This window comes from Trinickia symbiotica (genome assembly GCF_003028655.1).
Classification (GTDB): domain Bacteria; phylum Pseudomonadota; class Gammaproteobacteria; order Burkholderiales; family Burkholderiaceae; genus Trinickia; species Trinickia symbiotica_A.
Map to the genome: position 1 here is coordinate 237,743 of NZ_PYUC01000010.1, position 22,855 is coordinate 260,597.

Sequence of the window (22,855 nt, forward strand, 5' to 3'; positions counted from 1 at the left end):
CATGCGTCAATGACACTTCTTTCTATCGATTCCACGAACACAATGACGCCACCGTGGAGCGATGTCGTGGAGGCCGTTTCGAACTCGCTCGCTGAAACGGCGGCGGCTCGTGATGAGGCTGGGGGGACGGCCATCAATGAGCGAAATCTTCTACGCAGCAGCGGGCTCCTGAGCCTCACGGTTTCCTCCGACCTCGGAGGGTTCAACGCCAACTGGCGCTCGACACTCGACGTCGTTCGCCGCTTCGCGCGCGTCGACAGCTCGATCGCACATCTGTTCGCCTTTCATCACCTGTTGCTCGCCACCGCGCGCCTGTTCGGACAACCTGCGCAGTGGCGCCCGTGGCTCGAGCAAACCGTCGAGCACCGCTGGTTCTGGGGTAATGCGCTCAATCCACTCGACAGGGGCACGACGGCAACCCCCGGCGAGCCGGCCTCGGGCGGCGGCTATGTCTTTACAGGACGTAAGACGTTTTGCTCGGGGGCGGCCGATTCGGACAGATTGCTCGCGTCGGCATTCGATTCGAACGGACGCCTGCTGATTGCCGTCGTGCCGACTGCGAGAAAAGGCATCTCGGTCATCGACGACTGGGACAACATGGGCCAGCGTCAAACAGACAGCGGAACGGTCGTTTTTGATAATGTCGAAATCGAGCGAGGCGAACTGCTGCTCGACCCAGGGCCGTTATCGACACCGTTTGCCTGTCTGCGGCCGCTGCTCGCCCAACTGATTCTCGCGAATATCTATCTGGGGCTGGGCGTGGGTGCCTTGCATGAGGCTCACGAATTCACGCTGAAGAGCGGGCGAGCTTGGGTCGCATCGCCGGCACTCAGTGTTCGCGAGGATCCATACGTGCTTGCGCATTATGGCGATTTCTGGCTTGCGCTCGAAGGTGCGCGGCTACTGGCCGATCGGGCTGCCGATCTCTTTGACGAAGCATGGCAACGCGGCACCGCGCTGACGGAAAGCGAACGCGGCAAGGTTGCTATCGCCGTGGCGGCCGCGAAGGTGTCGGCGGCGCGGGCGGGGCTCGACGTTGCGAATCGGATGTTCGAAGTCACGGGCCCGCGTGCGACCACAGCCCGGCTGAGGTTCGATCGGTACTGGCGCAACGTGCGCGTCCATACGCTTCATGACCCGCTCGACTACAAGGTGCGCGAGCTCGGCGACTGGGCGCTCAACGAGCGGTTCCCCACGCCGTCCTTCTATTCCTGACATTGCTCGTTTCCTCGAAATCAACTAATTCACAATTTAGGAGCCCCAATTATGAGCAGTAAATTGAACGTCGTTGCCATTTCGGGCGGGCTGCAACGCCCCTCGCGCACCTTGGTGCTGACGAAGGCACTGTTGCGTACACTCGGCAAGGCGCTACCGATCGAGACTCATCTGATCGAGCTTGGCGAGATTGCTCCTCAGCTTGCAGGGGCGGTGTACCGCACACAGCTCCCGGCGGACATCGAAGCGAAAATACGCCTGATTGAATCCGCGGATCTGCTCGTCGTGGCGAGTCCTGTTTTCCGCGCCTCGTACACGGGTCTTTTCAAGCATCTCTTCGATTTCGTCCATCATGAAGCGCTGATCGACGTGCCCGTCCTGCTGGCGGCGACGGGCGGCAGCGACCGGCATGCGCTTGTCATCGATCATCAACTGCGTCCGCTTTTCAGCTTCTTCCAGGCGCGCACCCTGCCTATCGGCGTCTATGCATCCGAGCAGGACTTCAGCGGCTACGACATCGGAAGCGATGCATTGCTCGAACGCATCGACCTTGCGGTGACGCGAGCATTGCCGATTGCGCTCGCGGCTCGATCCGCGGATACATCCCGCGAGGCGACGTCACTCGCCGCGTAAGTGCGTTTCTCTTGACTCTAGATCAGCGGGACATTTCCATGAGCAACAACACATCGTCGGGCGATGCGGTCAAATTCGCCTACTGGGTGCCGAACGTGAGTGGCGGCCTCGTCGTCAGCACGATCGAGCAGCGCACGGATTGGAGCCTCGAGTACAACCAGAAGCTCGCGCAAACGGCGGAGCGTGCGGGATTCGAGTATGCATTGAGCCAGATCCGGTTCACGGCGGGCTACGGCGCTGAATACCAGCACGAGTCGGTTTCTTTCAGCCAGGCGCTGCTGCATGCCACGACGAAATTGAAGGTGCTCGCGGCCATTCTTCCAGGCCCGTGGAACCCGGCCGTCGTGGCGAAGCAGCTGGCCACGATCGACCATATTTCTAATGGGCGCATCGCGATCAATGTCGTCAGCGGCTGGTTCAAGGACGAGTTCACCGCGATCGGGGAGCCTTGGCTCGAGCATGACGAGCGCTATCGCCGCTCGAAGGAGTTCATTCAGGCGCTCAAAGGCATCTGGACGCAGGACAACTTCACATTCAGGGGCGACTTCTATCGCTTCACAAACTACACGCTGAGCCCGAAGCCGGTACAGAAGCCGCATCCCGAGATCTTTCAGGGAGGAAGCTCCCGCGCGGCACGCGACAACGCGGCGAGTGTCTCGGACTGGTACTTCACGAACGGCAACACGCCGGAGAACCTGAAGGCGCAGATCGACGACATCAAGGCTAAGGCGGCGAAAAACAATCATCAGGTGCGGATCGGCGTGAACGCGTTCATCATCGCGCGCGATACCGAAGAAGAAGCGAAGGCTGTGCTCGATGACATCATCGAAAACGCACACGTCGAAGCGGTCAACGCATTCGGCGATGCGGTCAAGCAGGCGGGCAAGGCATCGCCGGAAGGGGAGGGCAACTGGGCGAAATCGACGTTCGAGGACTTGGTCCAGTACAACGACGGCTTCCGTACGAATCTTATCGGCACGCCCGAGCAGATCGCGGAAAGGATCGTCGAGTTGAAGTCCATCGGCGTGGATCTCGTCCTCGCGGGCTTCCTGCACTTCGTCGAGGAAGTCGAGTATTTCGGCAACAAGGTGCTGCCGCTCGTGCGCGAGTTGGAAGCACGGCAGCGCGAGAAGGCCGCGGCTTAAGGCGGAACCCCGCGGCCGTCGGCGGCATCACGCTGCCGCGGCGCGTTTCGCCATTCCAGCCATTCCTTCACCTAACGGATCTCCGATGAAGCTTTCAACCCCGACGAACGCGCGGCCGTTGCTGTCGCTCGATCGTATCTCGCTGTCGTTCAACGGCGTACCGGCCGTGACCGACATCAGCTTTGACGTCGTCGCGGGCCGCATCAGTGCGCTGATCGGTCCGAACGGCGCGGGCAAGAGCTCATTGCTGAACGTGATCAGCGGCATTTATCGGCCGCAACGCGGGACGCTGCATTTCGACGGCCGCGAGTACCCGCGTATCACCCCGTACGTCGCCGCGCGCGCGGGAATCGGCCGCACGTTCCAGAACATCGCGCTGTTCGCGCGGATGAGCGTCTTCGACAACGTGTTGACCGGGCGCAGCCTTCACAGGCGGGGCGGATGGCTCGCGCAGACGCTCGGCATGCCCGCCGCCCGCCGCGATGATGCCGAGCAACGCGGATATGCGGAAGCGGTGCTCGATGCGCTCGATCTGCAGCGCTATCGCGAGACCGAGGTCGGCACGCTGCCGTATGGCATCCGCAAGCGCGTCGAGCTCGCACGCGCGCTGGCCGGCGCACCCCGGCTGCTGCTGCTCGACGAGCCAATGGCCGGCATGAACGCGGAAGAAAAGCGCGCAATGGCTGGTTACATCCGCGACGCCAATGCGCGTTTCGGCTTAACCGTGGTGCTGATCGAGCACGACATCGGCGTCGTGATGAGCCTGTCCGATCACGTCATCGTGCTCGACTACGGACGCAAGATCGCCGATGGGGCGCCGGCGCAGGTGCGCGCGAACCCAGACGTGCTGGCCGCTTACCTCGGCACGCGACATTGAGGGACCGCATCATGACGTTCTTCACCGAAGTGCTCGTGGGCGGACTGCTTGCCGGCGTCATGTACTCGCTTGTCGCAATCGGCTTCGTGCTGATTTACAAGGCGTCGGGCGTATTCAATTTTTCTCAGGGCGCGCTCGTGCTGTTCGGCGCGCTCACGTTCGTGAGCCTTATCGAGCGGCACGTGGCACCGTGGCTTGCATTCGCTCTCACGCTCATTGCATTGTCATCGATCGCGCTCGCAATCGGCCAATGGGTCCTGAAGCCGCTCGTCAACCGGCCACCGATCGTGCTGTTCATGGCGACGCTCGGGCTGAGCCTGATTATCGAAGGCGGGGCCCAACTGCTGTGGGGCGCGCAGGTTCATGGTCTCGATCTCGGTATCGATGACCGGCCGCTCGCCATCGGCGGCGTGATGGTCAGCCAGTTCGACCTTTTCGCCGCCGGCACCGCGGCGGTGCTCGTCGCTGGACTCTCGCTGTTGACGCGTTTCACGCGCTTCGGGCTGTCGCTGCGGGCGGTCGCTGATGATCCCGTAGCAGCGCTCGCTGTCGGTATCCGGCTGCCGCGCATCTGGGCAGCGGTGTGGGCGCTCGCCGGCTTCACGAGCCTCGTTGCCGGACTGCTGTGGGGCGCGCGGCTCGGCGTCCAATTCTCGCTGTCCCTCGTCGTATTGAAGGCGCTGCCGGTGCTCATCATCGGCGGCTTCTCGTCGATCGGCGGCGCCATCCTGGCGGGCCTGCTGGTGGGGGCGAGCGAAAAACTCGCCGAAGTTTACGTCGGCACGGCGATCGGTGGGGGAATCGAGAATTGGTTTCCGTACGTGCTCGCGATGCTTTTCCTGCTGATCCGGCCGGCGGGCCTGTTCGGCGAAACCCCGGTCGAACGTGTGTGAGGAGCCGATGTCGTCGATTCAGATTGAACCACTGTCCACGCGCCCCGAGTTCGCGCGCAGGTCTTGGCCGCGCCGCGCGCTTGTGATCCTGGCGGTCGCCGTGCTCATTGCGCTTGCTCGCGTTGGCAGCGACTACTGGCTAAGCGCGATCCTCGTGCCATTCCTGATCCTGTCGCTCGCCGCGCTCGGGCTCAATCTCGCGACCGGCTACGCGGGGCAGCTATCGCTCGGCTCCGCCGCGTTCATGTCTGTCGGCGCGTATACGGCATACAACTTCGCGGTGCGCGTACCGGCGCTGCCGTTCGCGATCGATCTCGCTTTCAGTGCGCTCGCTGCCGCCGCGGTAGGCACGGTGTTCGGGGTGCCGAGCCTGCGAATCAGGGGCTTTTACCTGATTGTGTCGACGCTCGCCGCGCAGTTTTTCATCGAATGGCTCTTCACACGCGTGAGCTGGTTTTCGAACGACGATGCATCGGGCGTGCTGAGCGCGCCGGCCGTGACGGTCTTGGGGCACCGGATCGACACGCCGGGCACTCACTATCTGCTGGTGCTCGCTGTCGTGGCCGCAACGTTCGCGGTGGCCGCGAGGCTCGTACGCAGCGAGCTCGGGCGACGCTGGATGGCGATCCGCGACATGGAGACGGCCGCCCGCGTGATGGGATTTCGGGTCGGCCAGGACAAGCTGCTCGCCTTCGCGTTCAGTTCGGGCGTGCTCGGCATCGCGGGCGCGCTGTGGGCGTTTGCCTATCTCGGGACCGTCGAGCCCCACGGCTTCGACCTCAACCTGTCGTTCCAGGTGCTGTTCATCGTGATCATTGGCGGAATGGGCAGCATTCGCGGCAATTTCTTCGGCGCCGCATTCATCGTATTGCTGCCGATCCTGCTGTCCAATGCCGCAGGATGGTTCGCGCATGTCGGTATCGAGGCCGGCCAACTCCAGAACCTGCAGAAGATCATCTACGGTGTACTCGTCATCGTATTTCTGATCAGGGAACCAGAAGGGCTGGCTCGACTCGCGGGATATGCGCACCGGCGATTGCGCGGCCGGCAAGCAGATGCCTGATCTCCCAACGTGCTGCATCAGTTTTTCTAAGACAATCAATTAGGAGTTCTAAATACATGAAATCTACAGCACTGTATCGCCGCCGACTGCAAGCTATTGCGCGGCTGGTCGCGGCAGGGGGCGCGGCCCTCTCGCTGATCGCGGGTAGCGTCGGCGCCGCGCAGGCTGCGGGCGAGCAGTATTTCCCGCTGCAGAGTTACCGGGTCGGCCCATACGCTGCGGGTGGAAGCGGCTTTTTCGGGGGCTTCATCGACTACCTGCAACTGGTCAATTCGAGAGACGGCGGTGTGAATGGCGTCAAGCTCACTTGGAGCGAATGCGAAACAGAATATGTCGTGGAAAAGGGAGTCGAGTGCTACGAGCGGCTCAAGCATGGGCTGAACGGCGCGCCGGCCGCGGCGACCAATCCGCTGTCCGTCGGCATCGCGTACGCGACGATCGATCGCTCGACTGCCGACAGAATTCCGCTCATCACCATCAACCACGGGCGGACGGATTCGACGGACGGCGCCGTGTTCCCATACGTGTTCCCGCTGCAGCTGAATCCCTACAGCGAGGTATCCGCGATCGTCAACTATATCGCGCAACAGTCGGGTGGCCCCGCGGCGCTCAAGGGCAAGAAGATTGTCGTGCTGTACCACGGTTCGCCCTATGGTCGCGAGACGATCCCAGTGCTCGACATCCTTGCGAAGAAGTACGGTTTCGAGCTCACACAGCTCGAGGTCCCGCACCCGGGCAACGAGCAAGGCTCGCAGTGGCTGACGATCCGCAGAGTCCACCCTGACTGGGTCATTCTGCGCGGCTGGGGCGTGATGAACCCGGTCGCACTGAAGTCCGCGCAGAAGGTGGGCTACCCGGCCGATCACATCATCGGCAACATCTGGAGCAATTCCGAGGAGGACGTGCGGCCGGCAGGCGACGCGGCAAAGGGCTTCATTTCGATTACGACCCATCCGTCCGGTACCGACTTTCCCGTGCTGCAGTCGATTGACCAGTATGTGATCAAGACCGGTAACGGTAACCTGAAAGATCCCGCGCGCTTCGGCACGGTCTACTACAACCTCGGCGTGGTCAACGGCATTCTGAACGTCGAGGCGCTACGCGTCGCCCAGGCGCACTTTGGCGATAAGCCGCTCACGGGCGAGCAGGTGCGATGGGGTTTCGAGCACCTGAATCTCGACGATGCGCGGCTGAAGCAGCTCGGCGCATATGGGCTGGTTCAGCAACTGAAGCTGTCGTGCGCGGATCACGAAGGCGGCGGTGCCGTGCGGTTCCAGCAGTGGGACGGTGCGCACTGGAAGGTCATCAGTGGCTGGGTGCAGGCCGACCGTGCGCTGCTGCGGCCGATCATCGAGAAGTCGGCACTCGGCTACGCGAAGGAAAAAGGCATTACGCCGCGCGACTGCAGCAAGGAGAGCTGAGCATGGGACACGCGCCGATCTTGCAGGTTGACGATATCGCAGTGGTCTACAACCAGCAGGCTAGCGCGCTGGGCGGTGTGTCGCTGACGGTGCCTGATGGTGGCATCGTCGCGCTGCTCGGGGGGAACGGCGCGGGCAAAACCACGACGTTGAAGGCGATCTCGAGCCTGCTGCACGTCGAGCGCGGCGCGCTCGTGCGCGGAATCATCCGCTACCGCGGCATAGATATGACCGACGCCGATCCGTGGCGGCTTGCCGAGGAAGGGCTCGTGCAGGTTCTGGAGGGGCGGCGCTGCTTCGCGCACCTGAGCGTCGAGGATAATCTGCGCATCGGCGCGTTCGTGCGCCGGCCGTCCGCGCGGGGGATCGCTGAAGCGCTCGAACGCATCTATACGGTCTTCCCGCGGCTCAAGCTTTGTCGGCGGAAGGCGGCCGGGTACACCTCCGGCGGCGAACAGCAGATGATCGCGATCGGGCGCGCGTTGATGTCCAGGCCGTCGCTCGTGCTGCTCGACGAACCGTCGATGGGACTGGCGCCACAAGTGGCCGAGGAGATCTTCGAGATCGTCGGCAAGCTCAACCGGGAAGAAGGTGTGAGCTTTCTGCTGGCCGAGCAGAACGCCGCGGTCGCGCTGCGCCATGCGAAGGCAGCGTACGTGCTCGAAAGCGGCCGAGTCGTCGCGCACGGCACGCCGGAGGAGCTGCGTCAGGCCGACGTGCTGCTCGATGCGTATCTCGGTGCAGCGGCGGTGGGGGCGCGATACGAAGATATAACGATCTGACGATCGAACAATACGCAATAGAAAAGCTGAAAACGATCGTTCCTCACCGCCTCGCGCGTCGAAGACGCCCGTCCACGACGACGTGAGTGTCGCCGTCTCATAGGCGGGAAAACGCTCGGCGACTTGCGCGCCGACCTCGGCCTCATCGCTGAGCGACATCTCGCCCGGTTCCGTTTCCGCGCATTGAGCGTTTCCCCTGCACGCTCTCGATACCTCCCTCTGCCCGCCGCCCTCGCCGCGGAAATGCGCGGCAATTTTGAATTAGGCAAACTTATGGCGTGCCCCCGAAATTGCTCATTGTGAGTACGGGCGGATTTTGACCACGCAGCATTCGGCATCGTCGCGCGCCATTCGACGAATGCCGCGGACACAGGAGTCACGATGAGACGTTCTCAAACGCCGATCGATCTGCGCGCGCTGCAGGCCTTCGTCGCCGTGTGCGAAACGGGCTCGATGACGGGCGCGGCGAAGCAGCTGGGCGTGAGCCAGAGCGCGATCAGTCAAGCCGTATCGGCGCTCGAGCGCGATCGGGGCATGACGCTGTTCGATCGGGAGAGCCGCCCGCCGCGGCCGAACACCGCGGGGCGCGCGTTGCTCGAGCTCGCAGGTTCGCTGCTCGAGCATGCGCAGATGGTTAGCACGCGGATCGGGGACGCGTCGCACGCGGGCACGCTGCCGGTGCGGCTTGGTTGCGTCGATTCGTTCGCGGCGACGGTCGGGCCGGAACTGATTCGCGCGGTATCGAATTCGGCGCGGCAGATCGCGTTGTGGTCGGGGCTCACACCGGGGCTGTCGAAGCAGTTGCACGACCGCGAGGTCGATCTAGCCGTCTGCACGCAGACGACGCTGAACGACGCGCGCATTGTCGAAGTGCCGCTCTTTTCCGAAGCGTTCGTTGCCGTCGTCGCGCGAAGCCATGTCGCTGGCCGTCCGCAGGTCGACTGGCGCACGCTCAACAAGGAACTGCCGCTGATCCGCTACACGGCGCGCTCGGTGATCGGCCAGCAAGTCGAGCGATTCGCGCGGCATCTCGGCATCGACAGCCCGCGCCGCTACGAATTCGACGCGACGGATCCGCTGCTGAGCCTGGTGGCGGCTCGGCTCGGTTTTGCGATCTCCACGCCGTTGTGTCTGTGGCAGGCGCGGCACTATCTGGAGGAGATCGCCGTTCTGCCGCTGCCATCGGGGCGGCTCGGGCAGCGCGACTTCTTCCTGCTGCACCGGCAGGGCGAGTGGGACGATTTCGCGAGCGAAATCGTCACGTTGACGCGAACGGTCATCGATCGCTCGATTCGGCCGGCGCTGGCGCGTGCGTTGCCGCAGCTCCCCGCCGACGCATTGCGCTAGCCGCACCTGCGGCCGGTATTGCGTCGGATGACCGGGCGCGCGCTGTGCGCGTCGTCGGCTTCATAAGTTGGGCTGATACACCGTCGTAACCCGCGTTGCTGTTTCAGTGCGCGTTTGCACCGCATTCACGATTCGGTCGCACCGCGGGCAAGCAGCAACAAGTTGGGCAGGAAGACGAGAAGGGCCGTGGAGCGCCGCCGGTGTTTATTGTCAGGAACTTTTGATTCTTATTGATAAACGTGGCATGGACGTTGCATCAGGGCTGGATAGTTGACTGGGGCGCGCAGCTCATTCGGTGGCGGGCTGCGAATAGACAAAGATCGACAGGAACTGGATCGGCGTCTTGATCAAGCGTTCGGGGCCATGCGGAATGTCGCCGCGGAACGTGAGCGTGTCCCCGGGATGCAGGATGTAGGTCTGCTGCCCGTGGCGGTACTCGATTACGCCCTTGAGCATGTGGATGAACTCCGTTCCTGGGTGCTCGAAGACGGGAAAGCGCTCCGACTCGTCGTCCATCGTGATGAGAAACGGTTCGAAGAGCTTGCGCGGGCCTTGGTCGTAGGCGAGTAGGTGGTAGGTGTGGCCGCGTTGTGTGCCCTTGCGGACCACCTCCATGCCGCCGCCTTTCTTGACCAGTTGCGCGCCGCCTTGCGGAACGTCGAAGTTGCGAAAGAGCGCCGACATCGATACGCCGAGGGCCATGGCGATGCGATGGAGTACGTCGAGGCCGGCCGAGGTTTGCGCGTTCTCGATCTTCGAGAGCATCCCGCGGCTGATGCCGGCCTGTTCGGCGACCTGTGCGATGGTCAGTCCGTGGGACTGGCGCAGTTCGCGGATGGTGCTGCCGAGATAACGTTCGAGCGGTGATTTGCTGTCGTCCGCGGTTTGCATGGGTAGCCTCGGTAAAGGGTAGCAAGGTTGACAGATAGCCCGGGTTTACGCGCCTCGGGAGCGAGCACGATTGCGCGCGGCGGGTTTCCTGACAGGAAACTTCGTTGCATATTAATAAATATGGCAAGGAGTGACAATGAACCTGAACGATGCGAGCAAGCTGCCGGCCGGGGCGAACGAGCTCGGGAGCGTGCCGCGCTTCGACACGGCTGAAAGCGCGCAGGCTTGGCTCGCGCAGCAGGGCGTGAAATACGTGCTGGCGCAGTTCGTCGATATTCACGGTGTGGCGAAGGCGAAGTCCGTACCGGTAGCGCATCTGAAGAGCGTACTGACCGCGGGAGCGGGTTTCGCCGGCTTTGCGATCTGGGGAGTCGGGATCGAGCCGAACGGTCCCGACTTCATGGCCGTCGGCGATTTGTCGACGCTCACGCCTGTGCCCTGGCAGCCCGGTATCGCTCGTATCGCGTGCGATGGCCATGTCGACGGCAAGCCATGGGCGTTCGATTCGCGGGTGACGTTGAAAAAGCAGATCGCGCGCATGACCGAGCGCGGCTGGACCCTCTACACAGGGCTCGAGCCGGAGTTTTCGCTGCTGCGCCGCTCCGCCTCGGGCGTGCTGGAGCCATGCGATCCGAGCGATACCCTCGCGAAGCCGTGCTACGACTATAAAGGCCTCTCGCGTACCCGCGAGTTCCTGGAAAAGCTCACCGAATCGATGCGCGCGGTCGGCATCGACGTCTATCAGATCGACCACGAAGACGCCAACGGCCAGTTCGAGATCAACTACACGTACACGGATTGCCTGACGTCGTGCGATCACTACGTGTTCTTCAAGATGGCCGCGTCCGAGATCGCGAACGAGCTCGGCATGATCTGCTCGTTCATGGCGAAGCCGTTCGCGAACCGCCCGGGCAACGGCATGCACATGCATATGTCGATCGGCGACGGCGAGCGCAATCTGTTCGCGGACAAAAGCGATCCGCTCGGCATGGGCCTCTCGACGCTCGGCTATCAGTTCACGGCCGGCCTGCTCGCCCACGCGCCGGCGCTGGCCGCGCTCTGCAATCCGACTGTCAATTCGTACAAGCGGCTCGTGGTGGGCCGCTCGCTGACGGGTGCGACGTGGGCGCCCGCCTACATCAGCTACGGCGACAACAATCGCTCGACGATGGTGCGCATGCCGGGCGAGCGCATCGAGCTGCGCCTGCCGGACGGCTCGTGCAATCCGTATCTGGCGACTGCCGCCGTGATCGCGGCCGGGCTCGACGGCATCGAGCGTGAGCTGTCGCCGGGCGCGCCCGCCAACGAGAACCTCTACGACTGGACGCCGCGGCAATTGCGCGAGCACGCGATCGGCGTGCTGCCGCAGAACCTCGAGCAGGCGCTCGACGCGCTCGAAGCCGACCCCGTGATCTGTGACGCGCTCGGCCCCGTCGCCGGCGAATTCCTCAAGCTGAAGCGCATGGAGTGGCTCGAGTACATGCGCCACGTATCGGATTGGGAGCTGAAGAGCTACCTCGAATTTTTCTAAGGAGACGCACTATGTGTGGAATCGTAGGTTTGCTGGTCAAGACGCCGGCACTACGTGAACGGCTCGGCGAACTGATGGTGCCGATGCTGATCGGCATGACGGAGCGCGGCCCGGATTCGGCGGGGCTGGCCGTTTTCGGCAAGGCTGTCGATGCGCACCAGCGCAAGCTGAGCCTCTACTCGGGCTTCACGGAAGAGGGTGAGCGCTTTGCCTGGCAGCCGCTGGTCGACGCGCTGAACGCCGCGATGGACGTCACGGCGCGCATCGAAGCGAAAGGCAACCATGCCGTACTGACGCTGCAAGGCAATGTCGATAACGTCAAGCGCTGGCTGCGCGAGCACTATCCGCAGTTGTATCTGCTCTCGACGGGCCGCTCGATCGACCTCTACAAGGACATCGGCTCGCCCGCGCAAGTCGCGCAACGCTATGGCTTCGCGGACATGAAGGGCTCGCATCTGGTCGGGCACACGCGGATGGCGACCGAATCGGCAGTCACGCCGGATCGCGCGCATCCGTTCACGGCGGGTGAGGACTTTTGCCTCGTGCACAACGGATCGCTCTCGAACGCGCATGGTGTCCGGCGCAAGCTTGAACCGGAGGGCATCCACTTCGATACCGACAACGACACGGAAGCAGCGTGCCGCTTTCTCGAATGGCGCCTGCGCGAAGGCGACGCGTTGCCGGACGCACTGCAAAAAGGCTTCGAGGAGCTCGACGGTTTCTACACCTTCCTGATGGGCACGACGACGGAACTGGCGCTGATCCGTGACCCGTTCGCATGCAAGCCCGCCGTGGTCGCGGAGAGCGACGAGTATGTAGCGATCGCGTCGGAGTTCCGTTCGCTTGCTCATTTGCCCGACATCAAGAACGCGAAGGTCTTCGAACCCGCCCCCGAGGAGATGTACGTATGGAAAGCGTGACATTCGACCTTGAGCGCTCGCCGGTCAGGGAATTGAACCAGTACCTGCACGGCGATGCGGCCGCGCTGGCCGGCCGGCGCATCAAAGTGAGCTCGCCCAACGGCGCGCACAACATCGCGGTCGGCGTCGATGCCGACGTGAGCATCACGATCGAGGGTCATGCCGGCTACTACGCGGGCGGCATGAACAAGCACGCGACGATCGTCATCGAGGGTAGTGCGGGCACCGGGGTCGCCGAAAACATGATGAGCGGCAAGGTGCACGTGAAGGGCTTTGCGTCGAACGGCGCGGGTGCTTCGGCGCATGGCGGATTGCTCGTCATCGATGGCGATGCGGGTCTGCGTTGCGGGATTTCGCTGAAGGGGGGCGACATCGTTATCGGCGGATCGGTTGGCAGCTTTTCGGCCTTCATGGCGCAAGCGGGACGCATGGTGATCTGCGGAGACGCGGGCGACGCGCTCGGCGACTCGCTTTACGAAGCGGTGCTCTACGTGAAAGGGGAAGTGAAATCGCTCGGGGCGGACGCCCGGTTCGAGCCGATGACCGATGCGGATCTGACGGCCGTCGCCGCGCTGCTCGATGCGGCCCGCCTCCAGCACGATCCGCGCGCATTCAGGCGCATCGCTTCGGCCCGCACGCTCTATCACTGGAACGCTGAAGCCGACCAGGAATACTAAATCATCGAGAAAGTCCTCATGGAAAAACCCGTTCACTTCGCCCGCTTGCAGCAGGAAGAGTCGCAAGGCTACGACCGCAAGACGATCGACTACATCCACGCGGCCGCGCAACGCGGCCTTTATGAAATCCGCGGCCTCGGCGCGAAGCGGCGTGTGCCCCACTTCGACGATCTGCTGTTCCTGGGCGCGTCCCTCTCGCGTTACCCGCTCGAAGGCTATCGCGAGAAATGCACGACCCAGACACTGCTTGGTACACGTTTTGCAAGCAAACCCGTCGCGCTCGATATTCCGATCACGATCGCCGGCATGAGCTTCGGCGCACTCTCGGCGAATGTGAAGGAAGCGCTGGGCCGCGCGGCGACGGCGGCCGGCACCTCGACGACGACCGGTGACGGTGGCATGACGCAAGAAGAGCGCCGCTCGTCGAAAACGCTCGTCTACCAGTGTCTACCTTCGCGCTATGGCTTCAATCCGGACGACGTGCGTCGTGCCGATGCGATCGAAGTCGTGATCGGCCAAGGCGCGAAGCCGGGCGGCGGGGGGATGCTGCTCGGGCAGAAGGTGAACCCGCGGGTCGCCGCGATGCGCACGCTGCCCGCGGGCGTGGATCAGCGTTCGGCGAGCCGTCATCCGGACTGGACGGGTCCCGACGACCTCGCCATCAAGATTCAGGAATTGCGCGAAATCACCGATTGGGAAAAGCCGATCTACGTGAAGGTCGGCGCGACGCGCACGTTCAACGACGTAAAGCTCGCGGTGCATGCGGGGGCGGACGTCGTGGTGATCGATGGGATGCAAGGAGGCACCGCGGCGACGCAAACGTGCTTCATCGAGAACGTCGGCATCCCGACGCTGGCCGCGGTGCGGCAGGCCGTCGACGCGCTCGAGGATCTGAACATGAAGGGGCAGGTGCAGTTGATCGTATCCGGCGGCATCCGCACGGGGGCGGACGTGGCGAAGGCGCTCGCGCTCGGCGCCGATGCCGTGGCGATCGGGCAGGGCGTGCTGATGGCGCTCGGCTGCAACAGCGACAGCTACTTCAAGGACGGCGCGCTGCACCCAGCCGCCGCGGACTATTCAGCGCTCAATACGGCGCCCGGCTTTTGCCACCACTGCCACACGGGCAAGTGCCCGGTCGGCGTGACGACGCAGGACGCCGTGCTCGAGCAGCGACTTCAGCCGGAAGAAGGCGCGCGCCGGGTACGCAATTACTTGAAGACGCTGAACATGGAATTGACGACGATCGCACGCGCCTGCGGCAAGCAGAACGTGCATCACCTCGAACCGGAAGATCTCGTGGCGTTGACGGTGGAGGCCGCCGCGATGGCGCGCGTGCCGCTCGCCGGCACCTCGTGGATTCCGGGACTGGCGAACGTTTGAGCACCCCGAGACCTGGCGCGACGCGTCAGGCACTTTGATCTATGGAGAGTCAGCATGAGCGTATCGCAGCAATCTACGGCGGTTCCTTCGCAGTCCGTCAATCTTCGATCGTCGAGCCTGGGCTTCATGGAGACCATCGGCCAGTCACTGGCCAATATCTCTCCCACCCTGACGCCGTCGATCAACGTCGTGGCGGTCGCGGCGCTCGCCGGCGCGGGCAGTTGGCTTGTCTACGGGCTGTCGACGCTCGGGCTTATGTTCGTGAGTCTCAACATCGCTGTGCTGGCGAGCCGCTTCGCGGCGGCCGGGTCGTTCTTCATATTCATCTCGCGTGCGCTCGGACCGATTGCGGGCGGCATCGCCGGATGGGGGCTCATTGCGGCGTACACCGGCACTGCGATGGGCGTGCTCGCCGGCGAGGCCATCTTCGTCCAAAATGCGTTCGCGCCGTTCGGCATCGCCGTACCGATCTGGCTCATCTATCTGGTCAGCGCGGCGTTGGCCTGGTTCCTCTCGTCGCGCGACATCAAGCTGTCGTCGCGCTTGAGTCTAGCGATCGAAGCCGCCTCGATCGCGATCGTCGGCGGCGTGCTGTTTGTGGTGTTCTACCAGCATCCCGAACGCGTCGTCGATCATGCGCAGTTATCGCTGCAAGGCACGACGCCCAAAGGCATGGCGGAGGCGATGGTGCTCGGCATCTTCTCATTCGTCGGATTCGAGAGCGCCGCGTCCCTCGGCAAGGAAACGAAGGACCCGTTGAAGGCGATTCCTCGCGCGATCATCTGGAGCATGGTGGTGGCCGGCGGCTTCTTTATGTTCGTTGCCTACTCGATGGTCGTCGCGTATGGCGGAGACGTGAACAAGCTTGGCAACGACACCGCCCCGCTGCAGACGCTGCTGAACGGGCTCGGCGCGCCGGCGCTGGCCCCGCTGTTCTATCTGATTGCATCGGTGAGCGCGTTCGCCTGCGTGCTGGCCTCGATCAACGCCGCGAGTCGTCTGCTGTTTTCGATGGGCCGCTATCAATTCGTTCATCGCTCGATGGGCATGGTCCATACGAAGCATCAGACGCCGCACTATGCGGTGGCCTTTGCCGCGCTCCTCTCGCTGGCCGTGAATCTCGCGTTGCTCGGCACCGGTGCGTTGAACACGTTCGGCTATACGAGCACCTTCGCGACCTTCGGCTTCATCGTGGCTTACTTCCTGATCTCGGTTTCCGCGCCGATCTATTTGAAAAAGCAAGGACAGCTCAAGCTCGCCAATCGCGTGGTGGGCATCCTCGGCGCGGTTGCGATGATCGGCGGCTTCTTCGGCAGTGTGTATCCGGTGCCGGCTTGGCCGTACAACATCCTGCCGTATCTGTTCGCTGCCTACATGGCGTTCGGCATGGGCTGGCTCGCGATGCTGAACAAGCGTGCGCCGCAGGTTCTCGAGAAGATCGAGCATGACCTCGAATCGAGCGAGGCCGAGATCTTCGACAGGAAATGAACGACAGTCCCCTTGCGGAAGACCGTGGCGCTGGTTCTTCTGGTTCTGTTGCTGATTGCGCTGGCGCACGGTTTGGGAGGAACTGAACGACGCGGGAGCGGCCCGCGGGTAGCTCGACAAGAGAGGCAATCGAAGATGGACGATAATATGGCATTCCAACGCGTGGGCTTCGGTCGGCCGATGCGACGCGTGGGCTTTCGTCCCTTTTATTTTTGCTCCCTATGTCAGACCTCAAAATCGAGCGCACCGCCAAGACGCTTCGCGAGCTCACGCTGGACAAGCTGCGGGGCGCGATCGTCCAAGGGTATTTCCGTCCAGGCGACCGGCTTGTCGAGAGAACGCTGTGCGATGAGCTCGGCGTGAGCCGCACCGTCGTGCGCGAAGTGCTGAGGCATCTGGAGACGGAGGGACTCGTAGAAGTCGCGGCGGGGCACGGGCCGATCGTCGCGCGGCTCGATCCTGCGTTGATCGGCGAAATCTATGAATTGCGCGGCTTGCTCGAGGCCAACGCGGCGCGTGCGTGCGCCGAGCTGGCAACACCCCAGCTCGTCAAGCGGTTGCGCAAGATCCGCAAGACGATCGAGGACGCGTTCGAGAAGGAAGACCTCTCGCGCGTACTCGAATACACCGAGCACTTCTACGACGCGATGTTCGAAGGGGCGGGCAAACAGGTCTCGCTCACCGTCGTCAAGTCGCTGAACGCGCGGATCAACCGGCTCCGCGCGATGACGATCGCGATGCCCGGCCGCGGCGCGGAGTCGAACCGGGAGATGAACGCACTGCTCGACGCAATCGAGCGGCACGACGGAGAGGCGGCATCTGCGGCGTCGGCGGCGCATATCCGGCGCGCGTCCGAGCTCGCGTTGGATTCGCTCGCGGAGCAGGAACGGCAACAGCAAGAGCCGGCGAGCCGCCGCGCCTGAAACAAGTCTCGCAAGCCGTCCGCACAAAGGGTGGCTCGGCGTCAAACTTTGCGGTGCAGTTCAACCCGACGGCCTTTGTTTGCGGGGCTGGCTGAGCTCCGATGTCCTGTCCCCATGACGTGTTGACGTTTCGTCTGTCATATCATGGTATTCCATAATATTGAAAAGCTTGGTGTGGCCAAATTGATGGCATACCATAATCTCCTCGAGCGACACCAACGGGCGCGAGCCCTTCGCAAGGAGAACGGGTATGAAATTGCAGATGCGCAAGCTGGTCACCTACGCCGAGACAACGTTCATCGAAGGCGGCAAGGAGGCGGCGCAGCCATTGAAGTTGTTTGGCGCCGCCGCGGTGATCCGCAATCCGTGGGCGGGGCGCGGTTTCGTCGAAGACCTGAAGCCTGAAATCCATGCGCTCGCGCCACAGCTCGGCGAGATTCTGACCGCCGAAGTGCTCCGTCTCGCCGGCGGCGGCGAGGCTGTCGAGGGGTACGGCAAGGCAGCGATCGTCGGCACTTCGGGTGAGGTCGAGCATGCGTCGGCGCTGATCCACACGCTGCGCTTCGGCAACAAGTTTCGCCAGGCCGTCGGCGCGAAGAGCTACCTGAGCTTCACGAATCTGCGCGGCGGCCCGAACTGCCCGATTTCCATTCCGCTGATGCACAAGCACGACGAAGGGATGCGTTCGCATTACCTGACTGTGCAGTTCTCGATCGGCGATGCACCCGCTCCAGACGAGGTCGTGATCGCATTGGGCGCATCGATCGGCGGACGGCCGCACCACCGCATCGGCGACCGCTATCAGGACCTGAAGGAGCTCGAGGCCAATGAAGGCTGACCGCACGCTCGACCCTGCCGTGATGTGCGGCGTCGTCGCGGGCACGAGCTACAGCGTTTTTCCGCCGCGTGCGAGTGGCGCGTGCGAGTCAGTCGTGCTGATCCATGGCGTAGGCATGAACCAAAGCGTCTGGTCTCCGCAGATCGATGCATTGACGACGCACTACCGCGTCATCGCCTACGACATGCTCGGACATGGCGGCAGCGCTTTGCCCGCGCCCGAGCCTACGCTTGGCGAATACGCCGAACAACTCGAGCGTCTGCTCGACGCATTGCTGATCGAGCGCGCGCATGTCGTTGGTCATTCGATGGGCGCGCTCGTCGCACTCGAATTTGCACTGACACATCCAAACCGCACGCTCAGCGTCGCGGCGTTGAACGCGGTGTACGACCGCACGCCCAGTCAGCGCGAAGCGGTCATGGGCCGCGCGGCCATGCTTGGCCATACGCCCGACGAAGCGGGTATCGATGCCACGCTCGCAAGGTGGTTCGGCGATCCGGTTCCGGCGCATCTGACGAAGGCGGCGCAAGCGGTGCGTGCGCTGCTCTCGAACGTCGATCCTGACGGATATGCGCGCACGTATCGCCTCTTTGCGCGATCGGACGACGCGCATGTCGGCCGGCTGGCGAGTTTGACCATGCCCGCGCTTTTTCTTACGGGCGAATGCGACGCGAATTCGAATCCGGCCATGTCGCGCGCCATGGCGGCGGCCGCGCCGTACGGCCGCGCGGAAATCATCGCTAACGAGCGCCATATGATGAGCGTGACCGATCCGGCGCAAGTGAACGAACGGCTGCTCGCTTTTCTGCTCGGAGCGGGGCGCTCGACAGGAAGCGGTGGGCAAGCAGCGGATCGAAGTCGGGAGGACGCAATGAGTGAGCCAACCAATGAACCGGCCATCGATATCGCTGAATTTCGCCGTGCGCTCGGCGCGTTCGTGACGGGCGTCACCGTCGTGACGACGATCCAGCCAGACGGGTCCCCGCGCGGCTTTACGGCCAACTCGTTCACGTCGGTTTCGCTCGACCCGCCGCTGATTCTCGTCTGCATTGCGAAGACCGCGTCGAGCTTTCCCGTGTTCTCGCAGACGCGTCATTTTGCTGTGAGCGTGCTGGCCGAGGACCAGAAGGCCGTGTCGGGCGTATTCGCCTCCAAGGCGGCCGACAAGTTCTCGCAAGTGGCCTGGCATGCGCGCACCACCGGCGCGCCGGTCATGGATGGGGCGGCGGCCAGCTTCGATTGCGCAACGCACGAAGTCGTCGATGCGGGCGACCACATCATTTTGATCGGTCGCGTCCTCGACTTCATCCATACGCCCTCGTCACCGCTCGGCTACTGCCGCGGTGCTTACGTGAACTTCAGCCTGTCGCTCGACGCGCTGGCCGCGGCGGGACCGCGCGCGCGAGTCGGCGCGATTCTCGAGCATCGCCATGGGCTCGTCATGCTCGATACGCCCGAGGGCTTGCAACTGCCGACCGGCGCCAAGCTCGAACCGGAAAGCGATGCTGCGAGCCTGCATGGCGCGTTGGCGAAGCTCGGCCTCCAGGTGCATCTGGACTTTCTTTTCGCCGTATTCGAATCGGGCAAGGGGCCGACGCCCGGCGTGAACATCTATTACCGCGGTCGCGTGAAGAACGATATCGGACCGCAGTCGGGCGGTGCGCTTCGCATCGTCCCGTTGCATCAGATTCCTTGGGATGCATTGCACGACGCCGCAGTGCGCTCGATGCTCGAACGGTATGTGCGAGAGCGTAGCGAAGATGCGTTCGGCATCTATGTCGGCGATACCGAGGCCGGCATGGTCCAACCCCTCGCGCCGGCGCACTGAACGCGTTCATCGATCGAGGCGCGCTGCGAAACGATGCTCCGCAGGTGCCCACTGGAGATTCAAGATCATGAAGTTCTCGTTGTTTCTACACATGGAGCGGTACGACACGAAGACGTCGCATCGCGAACTGTTCGATCAGATGACCGAGCTCGTGCAGATCGCGGAGCGCGGAGGGTTCGAGACGGCGTGGATCGGCGAGCATCATGCGATGGAATTCACGATCGCGCCGAATCCGTTCGTCAATTTGTCGTATCTCGCCGCGAAAACCGAGCGCATTCGTCTGGGCACGGGTACTGTCATCGCGCCGTTCTGGCATCCGATTGCGCTTGCCGGCGAAGCTGGCATGGTCGACGTCGCGAGCAACGGCAGGCTCGATCTCGGCATCGCGCGCGGCGCCTATTCGTTCGAGTACGAGCGCCTCTTGCCGGGACTCGATGCGATGAGCGCGGGTGCGCGCATGCGCGAGCTCGTGCCGGCTTTGCGCAAGCTGTTCGAGGGTGATTACGCACATCAAGGCGAATTCTGGTCGTGGCCCGCGGCGACACCGGTCCCGCGCCCGATCCAGCAGCCGCATCCGCCGATGTGGCTCGCCGCGCGCGATCCGAACTCGCATGCGTTCGCCGTGGCGAACGGCTGCAACGTACAGGTCACATCGTTGGCCGCGGGCGATGCCGAAGTCGCGAGCCTCATGGAGCGCTTCAATGCGGCATGTGCCGCGAATCCCGATGTGCCGCGCCCGCAAGTGATGATGCTGATGCACACGTTCGTCGGCGCCAATGCGGCCGAAGTCGATGCGGCCGTGGAAGACCTCGCGCGCTTTTACCGGTACTTCAGCAAATGGTTCAAGAACGAACGCCCGATCGCGCAAGGCTTCATGGAGCCGCTCACCGATGCGGACGTCGACATGTTCCCGCAGTATTCGCCTGACGCGATCCGCAAGAACCTTGTCATCGGCGAGCCGAAGGAAGTCATCGCGCGGCTGAAGTGCTACGAGGAACTGGGCTACGACCAATATAGCTTCTGGCTCGACAGCCATATGAGCTTCGAGCGCAAGCGCAAATCGGTCGAGCTGTTCATCTCCGAAGTGATGCCGGCATTTGGGGCACGCTGACGTCTTGCCTTCGGCCAATTTCATGAAGGGAGCGGCTGGAAATGTCTCAACGGTTTCAGCAGTACATCGATGGTATGTTCGAAGATGCTGACGAGCATTTCGATAGCATCGATCCGTCGTCCGGCGGCGTTTGGGCACAGATGCCGAAGGCGAGCGCGCAGGATGTCGACCGTGCAGTGCGCGCGGCACACCGCGCATTGAACGATTCCGCGTGGGCCAATCTAACCGCGAGCGCAAGGGGCAAGCTTTTGTACCGGCTCGCCGAATTGATCGAACGGGATGCGCCGCGGCTCGCCGAGCTCGAAACACGCGACACGGGCAAGATCATCCGCGAGACGCGCAGCCAGATCGGCTATGTCGCCGAGTATTACCGCTATTACGCGGGCGTGGCCGACAAGATCCAGGGGGCATGGCTGCCCGTCGACAAACCCGATATGGAAGTCACGTTGCGGCGCGAGCCGGTCGGCGTCGTCGCTGCGATCGTCCCTTGGAATTCGCAGCTGTTTCTCTCGGCCGTGAAGCTCGGCCCCGCGGTTGCCGCGGGTTGCACCGTCGTGCTGAAGGCTTCCGAAGACGGCCCCGCGCCACTGCTCGAATTCGCCCGCCTCGTTCATGAAGCCGGCTTTCCGAAGGGCGTCGTCAATATCGTGACAGGCTTCGGCAACGACTGCGGACGCACGCTCACGAGCCATCCGCTCGTCTCGCGCATCGCGTTCACGGGAGGACCCGAAACCGCGCGCCACGTGGTGCGCAACTCAGCCGACAACCTGGCGGCGACGTCGCTCGAGCTGGGCGGCAAGTCGCCCGTTCTCGTCTTCGACGATGCCGATCTCGATAGCGCGTGCAACGCCGTGGTTGCAGGCATCTTTGCCGCGACGGGCCAGAGCTGCGTGGCCGGCTCGCGCCTCATCGTGCAGCGCGGCATCCACGACGCGCTCCTCGAGCGCTTGATTGCGCGGGCTCGCGCCATCCGCATCGGCGATCCGCAAGATGCCGCAACGGAAATGGGGCCACTCGCGACTCTCCGCCAACTCGAACACATTCAACGCGTACTGCACGCGAGCGTCGAAGCGGGGGGCCGCGTCGTCGTAGGGGGATCGCGTCCCGAGGCTTTCACGGCGGGCCATTATTTTTTGCCGACCATCGTCGATTGTCCGCATGCGCAGGTGCCCAGCGTGATCGAAGAGCTGTTCGGTCCCGTGCTGAGCGTCGTGACGTTCGATACCGAGGCGGAGGCGATCGCGCTCGCGAACGACACACGCTACGGGCTTGCGTCGGGCGTGTTCACGCGGGATCTGACACGTGCGCATCGGCTGACCCGTGCATTGCGAGCGGGCATCGTCTGGGTCAATACGTATCGCGCGGTGTCGCCGATCGTGCCGTTCGGTGGGTACGGCCTGAGCGGTCTGGGCCGCGAGGGCGGGTTCGAAGCCGTGCTCGAGTACACACGCACGAAGTCGGTCTGGATTCGCACGTCGGACCAGCCGATCGCCGATCCGTTCGTGATGCGTTGAGAGGGGAGCACGCTGATGTTCTACGAAATCCGTACATATCGCATCAAGACGGGCGCGGTGCCGACCTATCTGAAGCTGGTGGAGGAAGAAGGCATTGAGCTGCAGAAGCGGTATCTCGGGCAATTGATCGGCTATTTCCATTCCGAGATCGGCCCGCTCAATCAGATCGTCCACATCTGGGCCTATCCGAGTTTGGATGAACGCGAACGTCGGCGCGCGGCGCTTGCCGAAGACCCCGCATGGCGGGCCTTCGCGCCGAAGATTCAGGCGCTGATGGAGGAAATGGAAAGCAAGATCATGAAGCCGGCGCAATTCTCGCCGCTGCAATGAATGTTCGGCGATTCGCCGGGATCGTCGCTCGACCATCGACTACTACTG

The 22,855-nt window shown here is 63.3% G+C and carries 21 protein-coding genes and 1 pseudogene; 21 read left to right on the plus strand and 1 reads right to left on the minus strand.

Features of this window, described 5'->3' with window-relative positions:
- The first annotated feature begins 9 nt into the window (after window positions 1-9).
- The 9 genes from C9I57_RS20980 (at window position 10) to C9I57_RS21025 (ending at window position 9,376) form a co-directional block, all read left to right on the plus strand.
- Window positions 10-1,215: an acyl-CoA dehydrogenase family protein gene (locus C9I57_RS20980; RefSeq protein ID WP_440130230.1), complete on the plus strand. Its 1,206-nt coding sequence runs from the start codon at window positions 10-12 to the stop codon at window positions 1,213-1,215.
- 51 nt (window positions 1,216-1,266) lie between these two features.
- A complete protein-coding gene (gene msuE, locus C9I57_RS20985; RefSeq protein WP_107152547.1) occupies window positions 1,267-1,848 on the plus strand; it encodes an FMN reductase in 582 nt (193 codons plus the stop codon).
- Between the two features lie 38 nt (window positions 1,849-1,886).
- Window positions 1,887-2,993 carry a dimethylsulfone monooxygenase SfnG gene (gene sfnG / locus C9I57_RS20990; RefSeq protein WP_107152548.1) on the plus strand — a complete coding sequence of 369 codons (1,107 nt, stop codon included), beginning with the start codon at window positions 1,887-1,889 and terminating at the stop codon, window positions 2,991-2,993.
- Between the two features lie 85 nt (window positions 2,994-3,078).
- The gene (locus C9I57_RS20995) at window positions 3,079-3,870 is read left to right on the plus strand and encodes an ABC transporter ATP-binding protein (protein WP_107152549.1); all 792 of its coding nucleotides are present in this window, start codon (window positions 3,079-3,081) and stop codon (window positions 3,868-3,870) included.
- Between the two features lie 11 nt (window positions 3,871-3,881).
- The gene (locus C9I57_RS21000) at window positions 3,882-4,763 is read left to right on the plus strand and encodes a branched-chain amino acid ABC transporter permease (RefSeq protein ID WP_107152550.1); all 882 of its coding nucleotides are present in this window, start codon (window positions 3,882-3,884) and stop codon (window positions 4,761-4,763) included.
- A gap of 7 nt (window positions 4,764-4,770) precedes the next feature.
- Complete coding sequence (locus C9I57_RS21005; protein WP_107152551.1) at window positions 4,771-5,826, plus strand: branched-chain amino acid ABC transporter permease; 1,056 nt, start codon at window positions 4,771-4,773, stop codon at window positions 5,824-5,826.
- Window positions 5,827-5,882: 56 nt separating this feature from the next.
- A complete protein-coding gene (locus tag C9I57_RS21010) occupies window positions 5,883-7,247 on the plus strand; it encodes an ABC transporter substrate-binding protein (protein ID WP_107152552.1) in 1,365 nt (454 codons plus the stop codon).
- A gap of 2 nt (window positions 7,248-7,249) precedes the next feature.
- Window positions 7,250-8,029 carry an ABC transporter ATP-binding protein gene (locus tag C9I57_RS21015; protein WP_107152553.1) on the plus strand — a complete coding sequence of 260 codons (780 nt, stop codon included), beginning with the start codon at window positions 7,250-7,252 and terminating at the stop codon, window positions 8,027-8,029.
- Between the two features lie 381 nt (window positions 8,030-8,410).
- Window positions 8,411-9,376: a LysR family transcriptional regulator gene (locus C9I57_RS21025; RefSeq protein ID WP_107152554.1), complete on the plus strand. Its 966-nt coding sequence runs from the start codon at window positions 8,411-8,413 to the stop codon at window positions 9,374-9,376.
- 288 nt (window positions 9,377-9,664) lie between these two features.
- Here the strand turns inward: C9I57_RS21025 and C9I57_RS21030 are convergent, their stop codons facing one another.
- On the minus strand, window positions 9,665-10,267 hold the full coding sequence (locus tag C9I57_RS21030) for a helix-turn-helix domain-containing protein (RefSeq protein WP_107152555.1): 603 nt from the start codon (window positions 10,265-10,267) through the stop codon (window positions 9,665-9,667).
- A gap of 136 nt (window positions 10,268-10,403) precedes the next feature.
- On the opposite strand from C9I57_RS21030, the gene glnT reads away from it, so the two are divergent.
- The 12 genes and pseudogenes from glnT (at window position 10,404) to C9I57_RS21085 (ending at window position 22,807) form a co-directional block, all read left to right on the plus strand.
- Window positions 10,404-11,798, plus strand: coding sequence for a type III glutamate--ammonia ligase (gene glnT, locus C9I57_RS21035; protein ID WP_181321898.1), 1,395 nt, complete (start codon window positions 10,404-10,406; stop codon window positions 11,796-11,798).
- An 11-nt stretch (window positions 11,799-11,809) separates the two neighbouring features.
- Window positions 11,810-12,718, plus strand: a complete 909-nt coding sequence (locus tag C9I57_RS21040) for a class II glutamine amidotransferase (protein ID WP_102606861.1) — start codon at window positions 11,810-11,812, stop codon at window positions 12,716-12,718.
- Window positions 12,706-13,395 carry a protein glxC gene (locus C9I57_RS21045; RefSeq protein ID WP_107152556.1) on the plus strand — a complete coding sequence of 230 codons (690 nt, stop codon included), beginning with the start codon at window positions 12,706-12,708 and terminating at the stop codon, window positions 13,393-13,395. Before C9I57_RS21040 ends, C9I57_RS21045 begins: the two co-directional genes overlap by 13 nt.
- Window positions 13,396-13,413: 18 nt before the next feature.
- Window positions 13,414-14,775 (plus strand): FMN-binding glutamate synthase family protein, encoded by a 1,362-nt coding sequence (locus tag C9I57_RS21050; RefSeq protein ID WP_107152557.1) that lies wholly within the window; start codon window positions 13,414-13,416, stop codon window positions 14,773-14,775.
- Between the two features lie 54 nt (window positions 14,776-14,829).
- Window positions 14,830-16,263 carry an APC family permease gene (locus tag C9I57_RS21055; protein WP_107152558.1) on the plus strand — a complete coding sequence of 478 codons (1,434 nt, stop codon included), beginning with the start codon at window positions 14,830-14,832 and terminating at the stop codon, window positions 16,261-16,263.
- 221 nt (window positions 16,264-16,484) lie between these two features.
- A complete protein-coding gene (locus tag C9I57_RS21060; protein WP_107152559.1) occupies window positions 16,485-17,186 on the plus strand; it encodes a GntR family transcriptional regulator in 702 nt (233 codons plus the stop codon).
- Window positions 17,187-17,436: 250 nt separating this feature from the next.
- Complete coding sequence (locus C9I57_RS21065) at window positions 17,437-18,024, plus strand: amino acid synthesis family protein (RefSeq protein ID WP_107152560.1); 588 nt, start codon at window positions 17,437-17,439, stop codon at window positions 18,022-18,024.
- Window positions 18,014-18,877: pseudogene (locus C9I57_RS33045) on the plus strand (alpha/beta fold hydrolase); the annotation flags it as partial. The gene C9I57_RS21065 and the pseudogene C9I57_RS33045, both read left to right, overlap by 11 nt.
- 18 nt (window positions 18,878-18,895) lie before the next feature.
- Entirely contained in the window at window positions 18,896-19,852 is a 957-nt protein-coding gene (locus tag C9I57_RS33050; RefSeq protein WP_219909902.1) for a flavin reductase family protein, read from the plus strand.
- 67 nt (window positions 19,853-19,919) lie between these two features.
- A complete protein-coding gene (locus tag C9I57_RS21075) occupies window positions 19,920-20,963 on the plus strand; it encodes an LLM class flavin-dependent oxidoreductase (protein ID WP_107152562.1) in 1,044 nt (347 codons plus the stop codon).
- Between the two features lie 41 nt (window positions 20,964-21,004).
- A complete protein-coding gene (locus C9I57_RS21080; RefSeq protein WP_107152563.1) occupies window positions 21,005-22,477 on the plus strand; it encodes an aldehyde dehydrogenase in 1,473 nt (490 codons plus the stop codon).
- 15 nt (window positions 22,478-22,492) lie between these two features.
- Entirely contained in the window at window positions 22,493-22,807 is a 315-nt protein-coding gene (locus C9I57_RS21085) for an NIPSNAP family protein (RefSeq protein WP_107152564.1), read from the plus strand.
- The last annotated feature ends 48 nt before the right edge of the window (window positions 22,808-22,855 follow it).

What these genes read in the sequence shown, in the direction of transcription:
- C9I57_RS21045 (WP_107152556.1), top strand. Translation starts at nt 12,706, where the DNA reads ATGGAAAGCGTGACATTCGACCTTGAGCGCTCGCCGGTCAGGGAATTG.
- C9I57_RS21050 (WP_107152557.1), top strand. Translation starts at nt 13,414, where the DNA reads ATGGAAAAACCCGTTCACTTCGCCCGCTTGCAGCAGGAAGAGTCGCAA.
- C9I57_RS21025 (WP_107152554.1), top strand. Translation starts at nt 8,411, where the DNA reads ATGAGACGTTCTCAAACGCCGATCGATCTGCGCGCGCTGCAGGCCTTC.
- C9I57_RS21080 (WP_107152563.1), top strand. Translation starts at nt 21,005, where the DNA reads ATGTCTCAACGGTTTCAGCAGTACATCGATGGTATGTTCGAAGATGCT.
- C9I57_RS20980 (WP_440130230.1), top strand. Translation starts at nt 10, where the DNA reads ATGACACTTCTTTCTATCGATTCCACGAACACAATGACGCCACCGTGG.
- C9I57_RS20995 (WP_107152549.1), top strand. Translation starts at nt 3,079, where the DNA reads ATGAAGCTTTCAACCCCGACGAACGCGCGGCCGTTGCTGTCGCTCGAT.
- sfnG (WP_107152548.1), top strand. Translation starts at nt 1,887, where the DNA reads ATGAGCAACAACACATCGTCGGGCGATGCGGTCAAATTCGCCTACTGG.
- C9I57_RS21010 (WP_107152552.1), top strand. Translation starts at nt 5,883, where the DNA reads ATGAAATCTACAGCACTGTATCGCCGCCGACTGCAAGCTATTGCGCGG.
- C9I57_RS33050 (WP_219909902.1), top strand. Translation starts at nt 18,896, where the DNA reads ATGAGTGAGCCAACCAATGAACCGGCCATCGATATCGCTGAATTTCGC.
- C9I57_RS21000 (WP_107152550.1), top strand. Translation starts at nt 3,882, where the DNA reads ATGACGTTCTTCACCGAAGTGCTCGTGGGCGGACTGCTTGCCGGCGTC.
- C9I57_RS21015 (WP_107152553.1), top strand. Translation starts at nt 7,250, where the DNA reads ATGGGACACGCGCCGATCTTGCAGGTTGACGATATCGCAGTGGTCTAC.
- C9I57_RS21030 (WP_107152555.1), bottom strand. Translation starts at nt 10,267, where the DNA reads ATGCAAACCGCGGACGACAGCAAATCACCGCTCGAACGTTATCTCGGC.
- C9I57_RS21040 (WP_102606861.1), top strand. Translation starts at nt 11,810, where the DNA reads ATGTGTGGAATCGTAGGTTTGCTGGTCAAGACGCCGGCACTACGTGAA.
- C9I57_RS21065 (WP_107152560.1), top strand. Translation starts at nt 17,437, where the DNA reads ATGAAATTGCAGATGCGCAAGCTGGTCACCTACGCCGAGACAACGTTC.
- C9I57_RS21005 (WP_107152551.1), top strand. Translation starts at nt 4,771, where the DNA reads ATGTCGTCGATTCAGATTGAACCACTGTCCACGCGCCCCGAGTTCGCG.
- C9I57_RS21055 (WP_107152558.1), top strand. Translation starts at nt 14,830, where the DNA reads ATGAGCGTATCGCAGCAATCTACGGCGGTTCCTTCGCAGTCCGTCAAT.
- C9I57_RS21085 (WP_107152564.1), top strand. Translation starts at nt 22,493, where the DNA reads ATGTTCTACGAAATCCGTACATATCGCATCAAGACGGGCGCGGTGCCG.
- C9I57_RS21075 (WP_107152562.1), top strand. Translation starts at nt 19,920, where the DNA reads ATGAAGTTCTCGTTGTTTCTACACATGGAGCGGTACGACACGAAGACG.
- glnT (WP_181321898.1), top strand. Translation starts at nt 10,404, where the DNA reads ATGAACCTGAACGATGCGAGCAAGCTGCCGGCCGGGGCGAACGAGCTC.
- C9I57_RS21060 (WP_107152559.1), top strand. Translation starts at nt 16,485, where the DNA reads ATGTCAGACCTCAAAATCGAGCGCACCGCCAAGACGCTTCGCGAGCTC.
- msuE (WP_107152547.1), top strand. Translation starts at nt 1,267, where the DNA reads ATGAGCAGTAAATTGAACGTCGTTGCCATTTCGGGCGGGCTGCAACGC.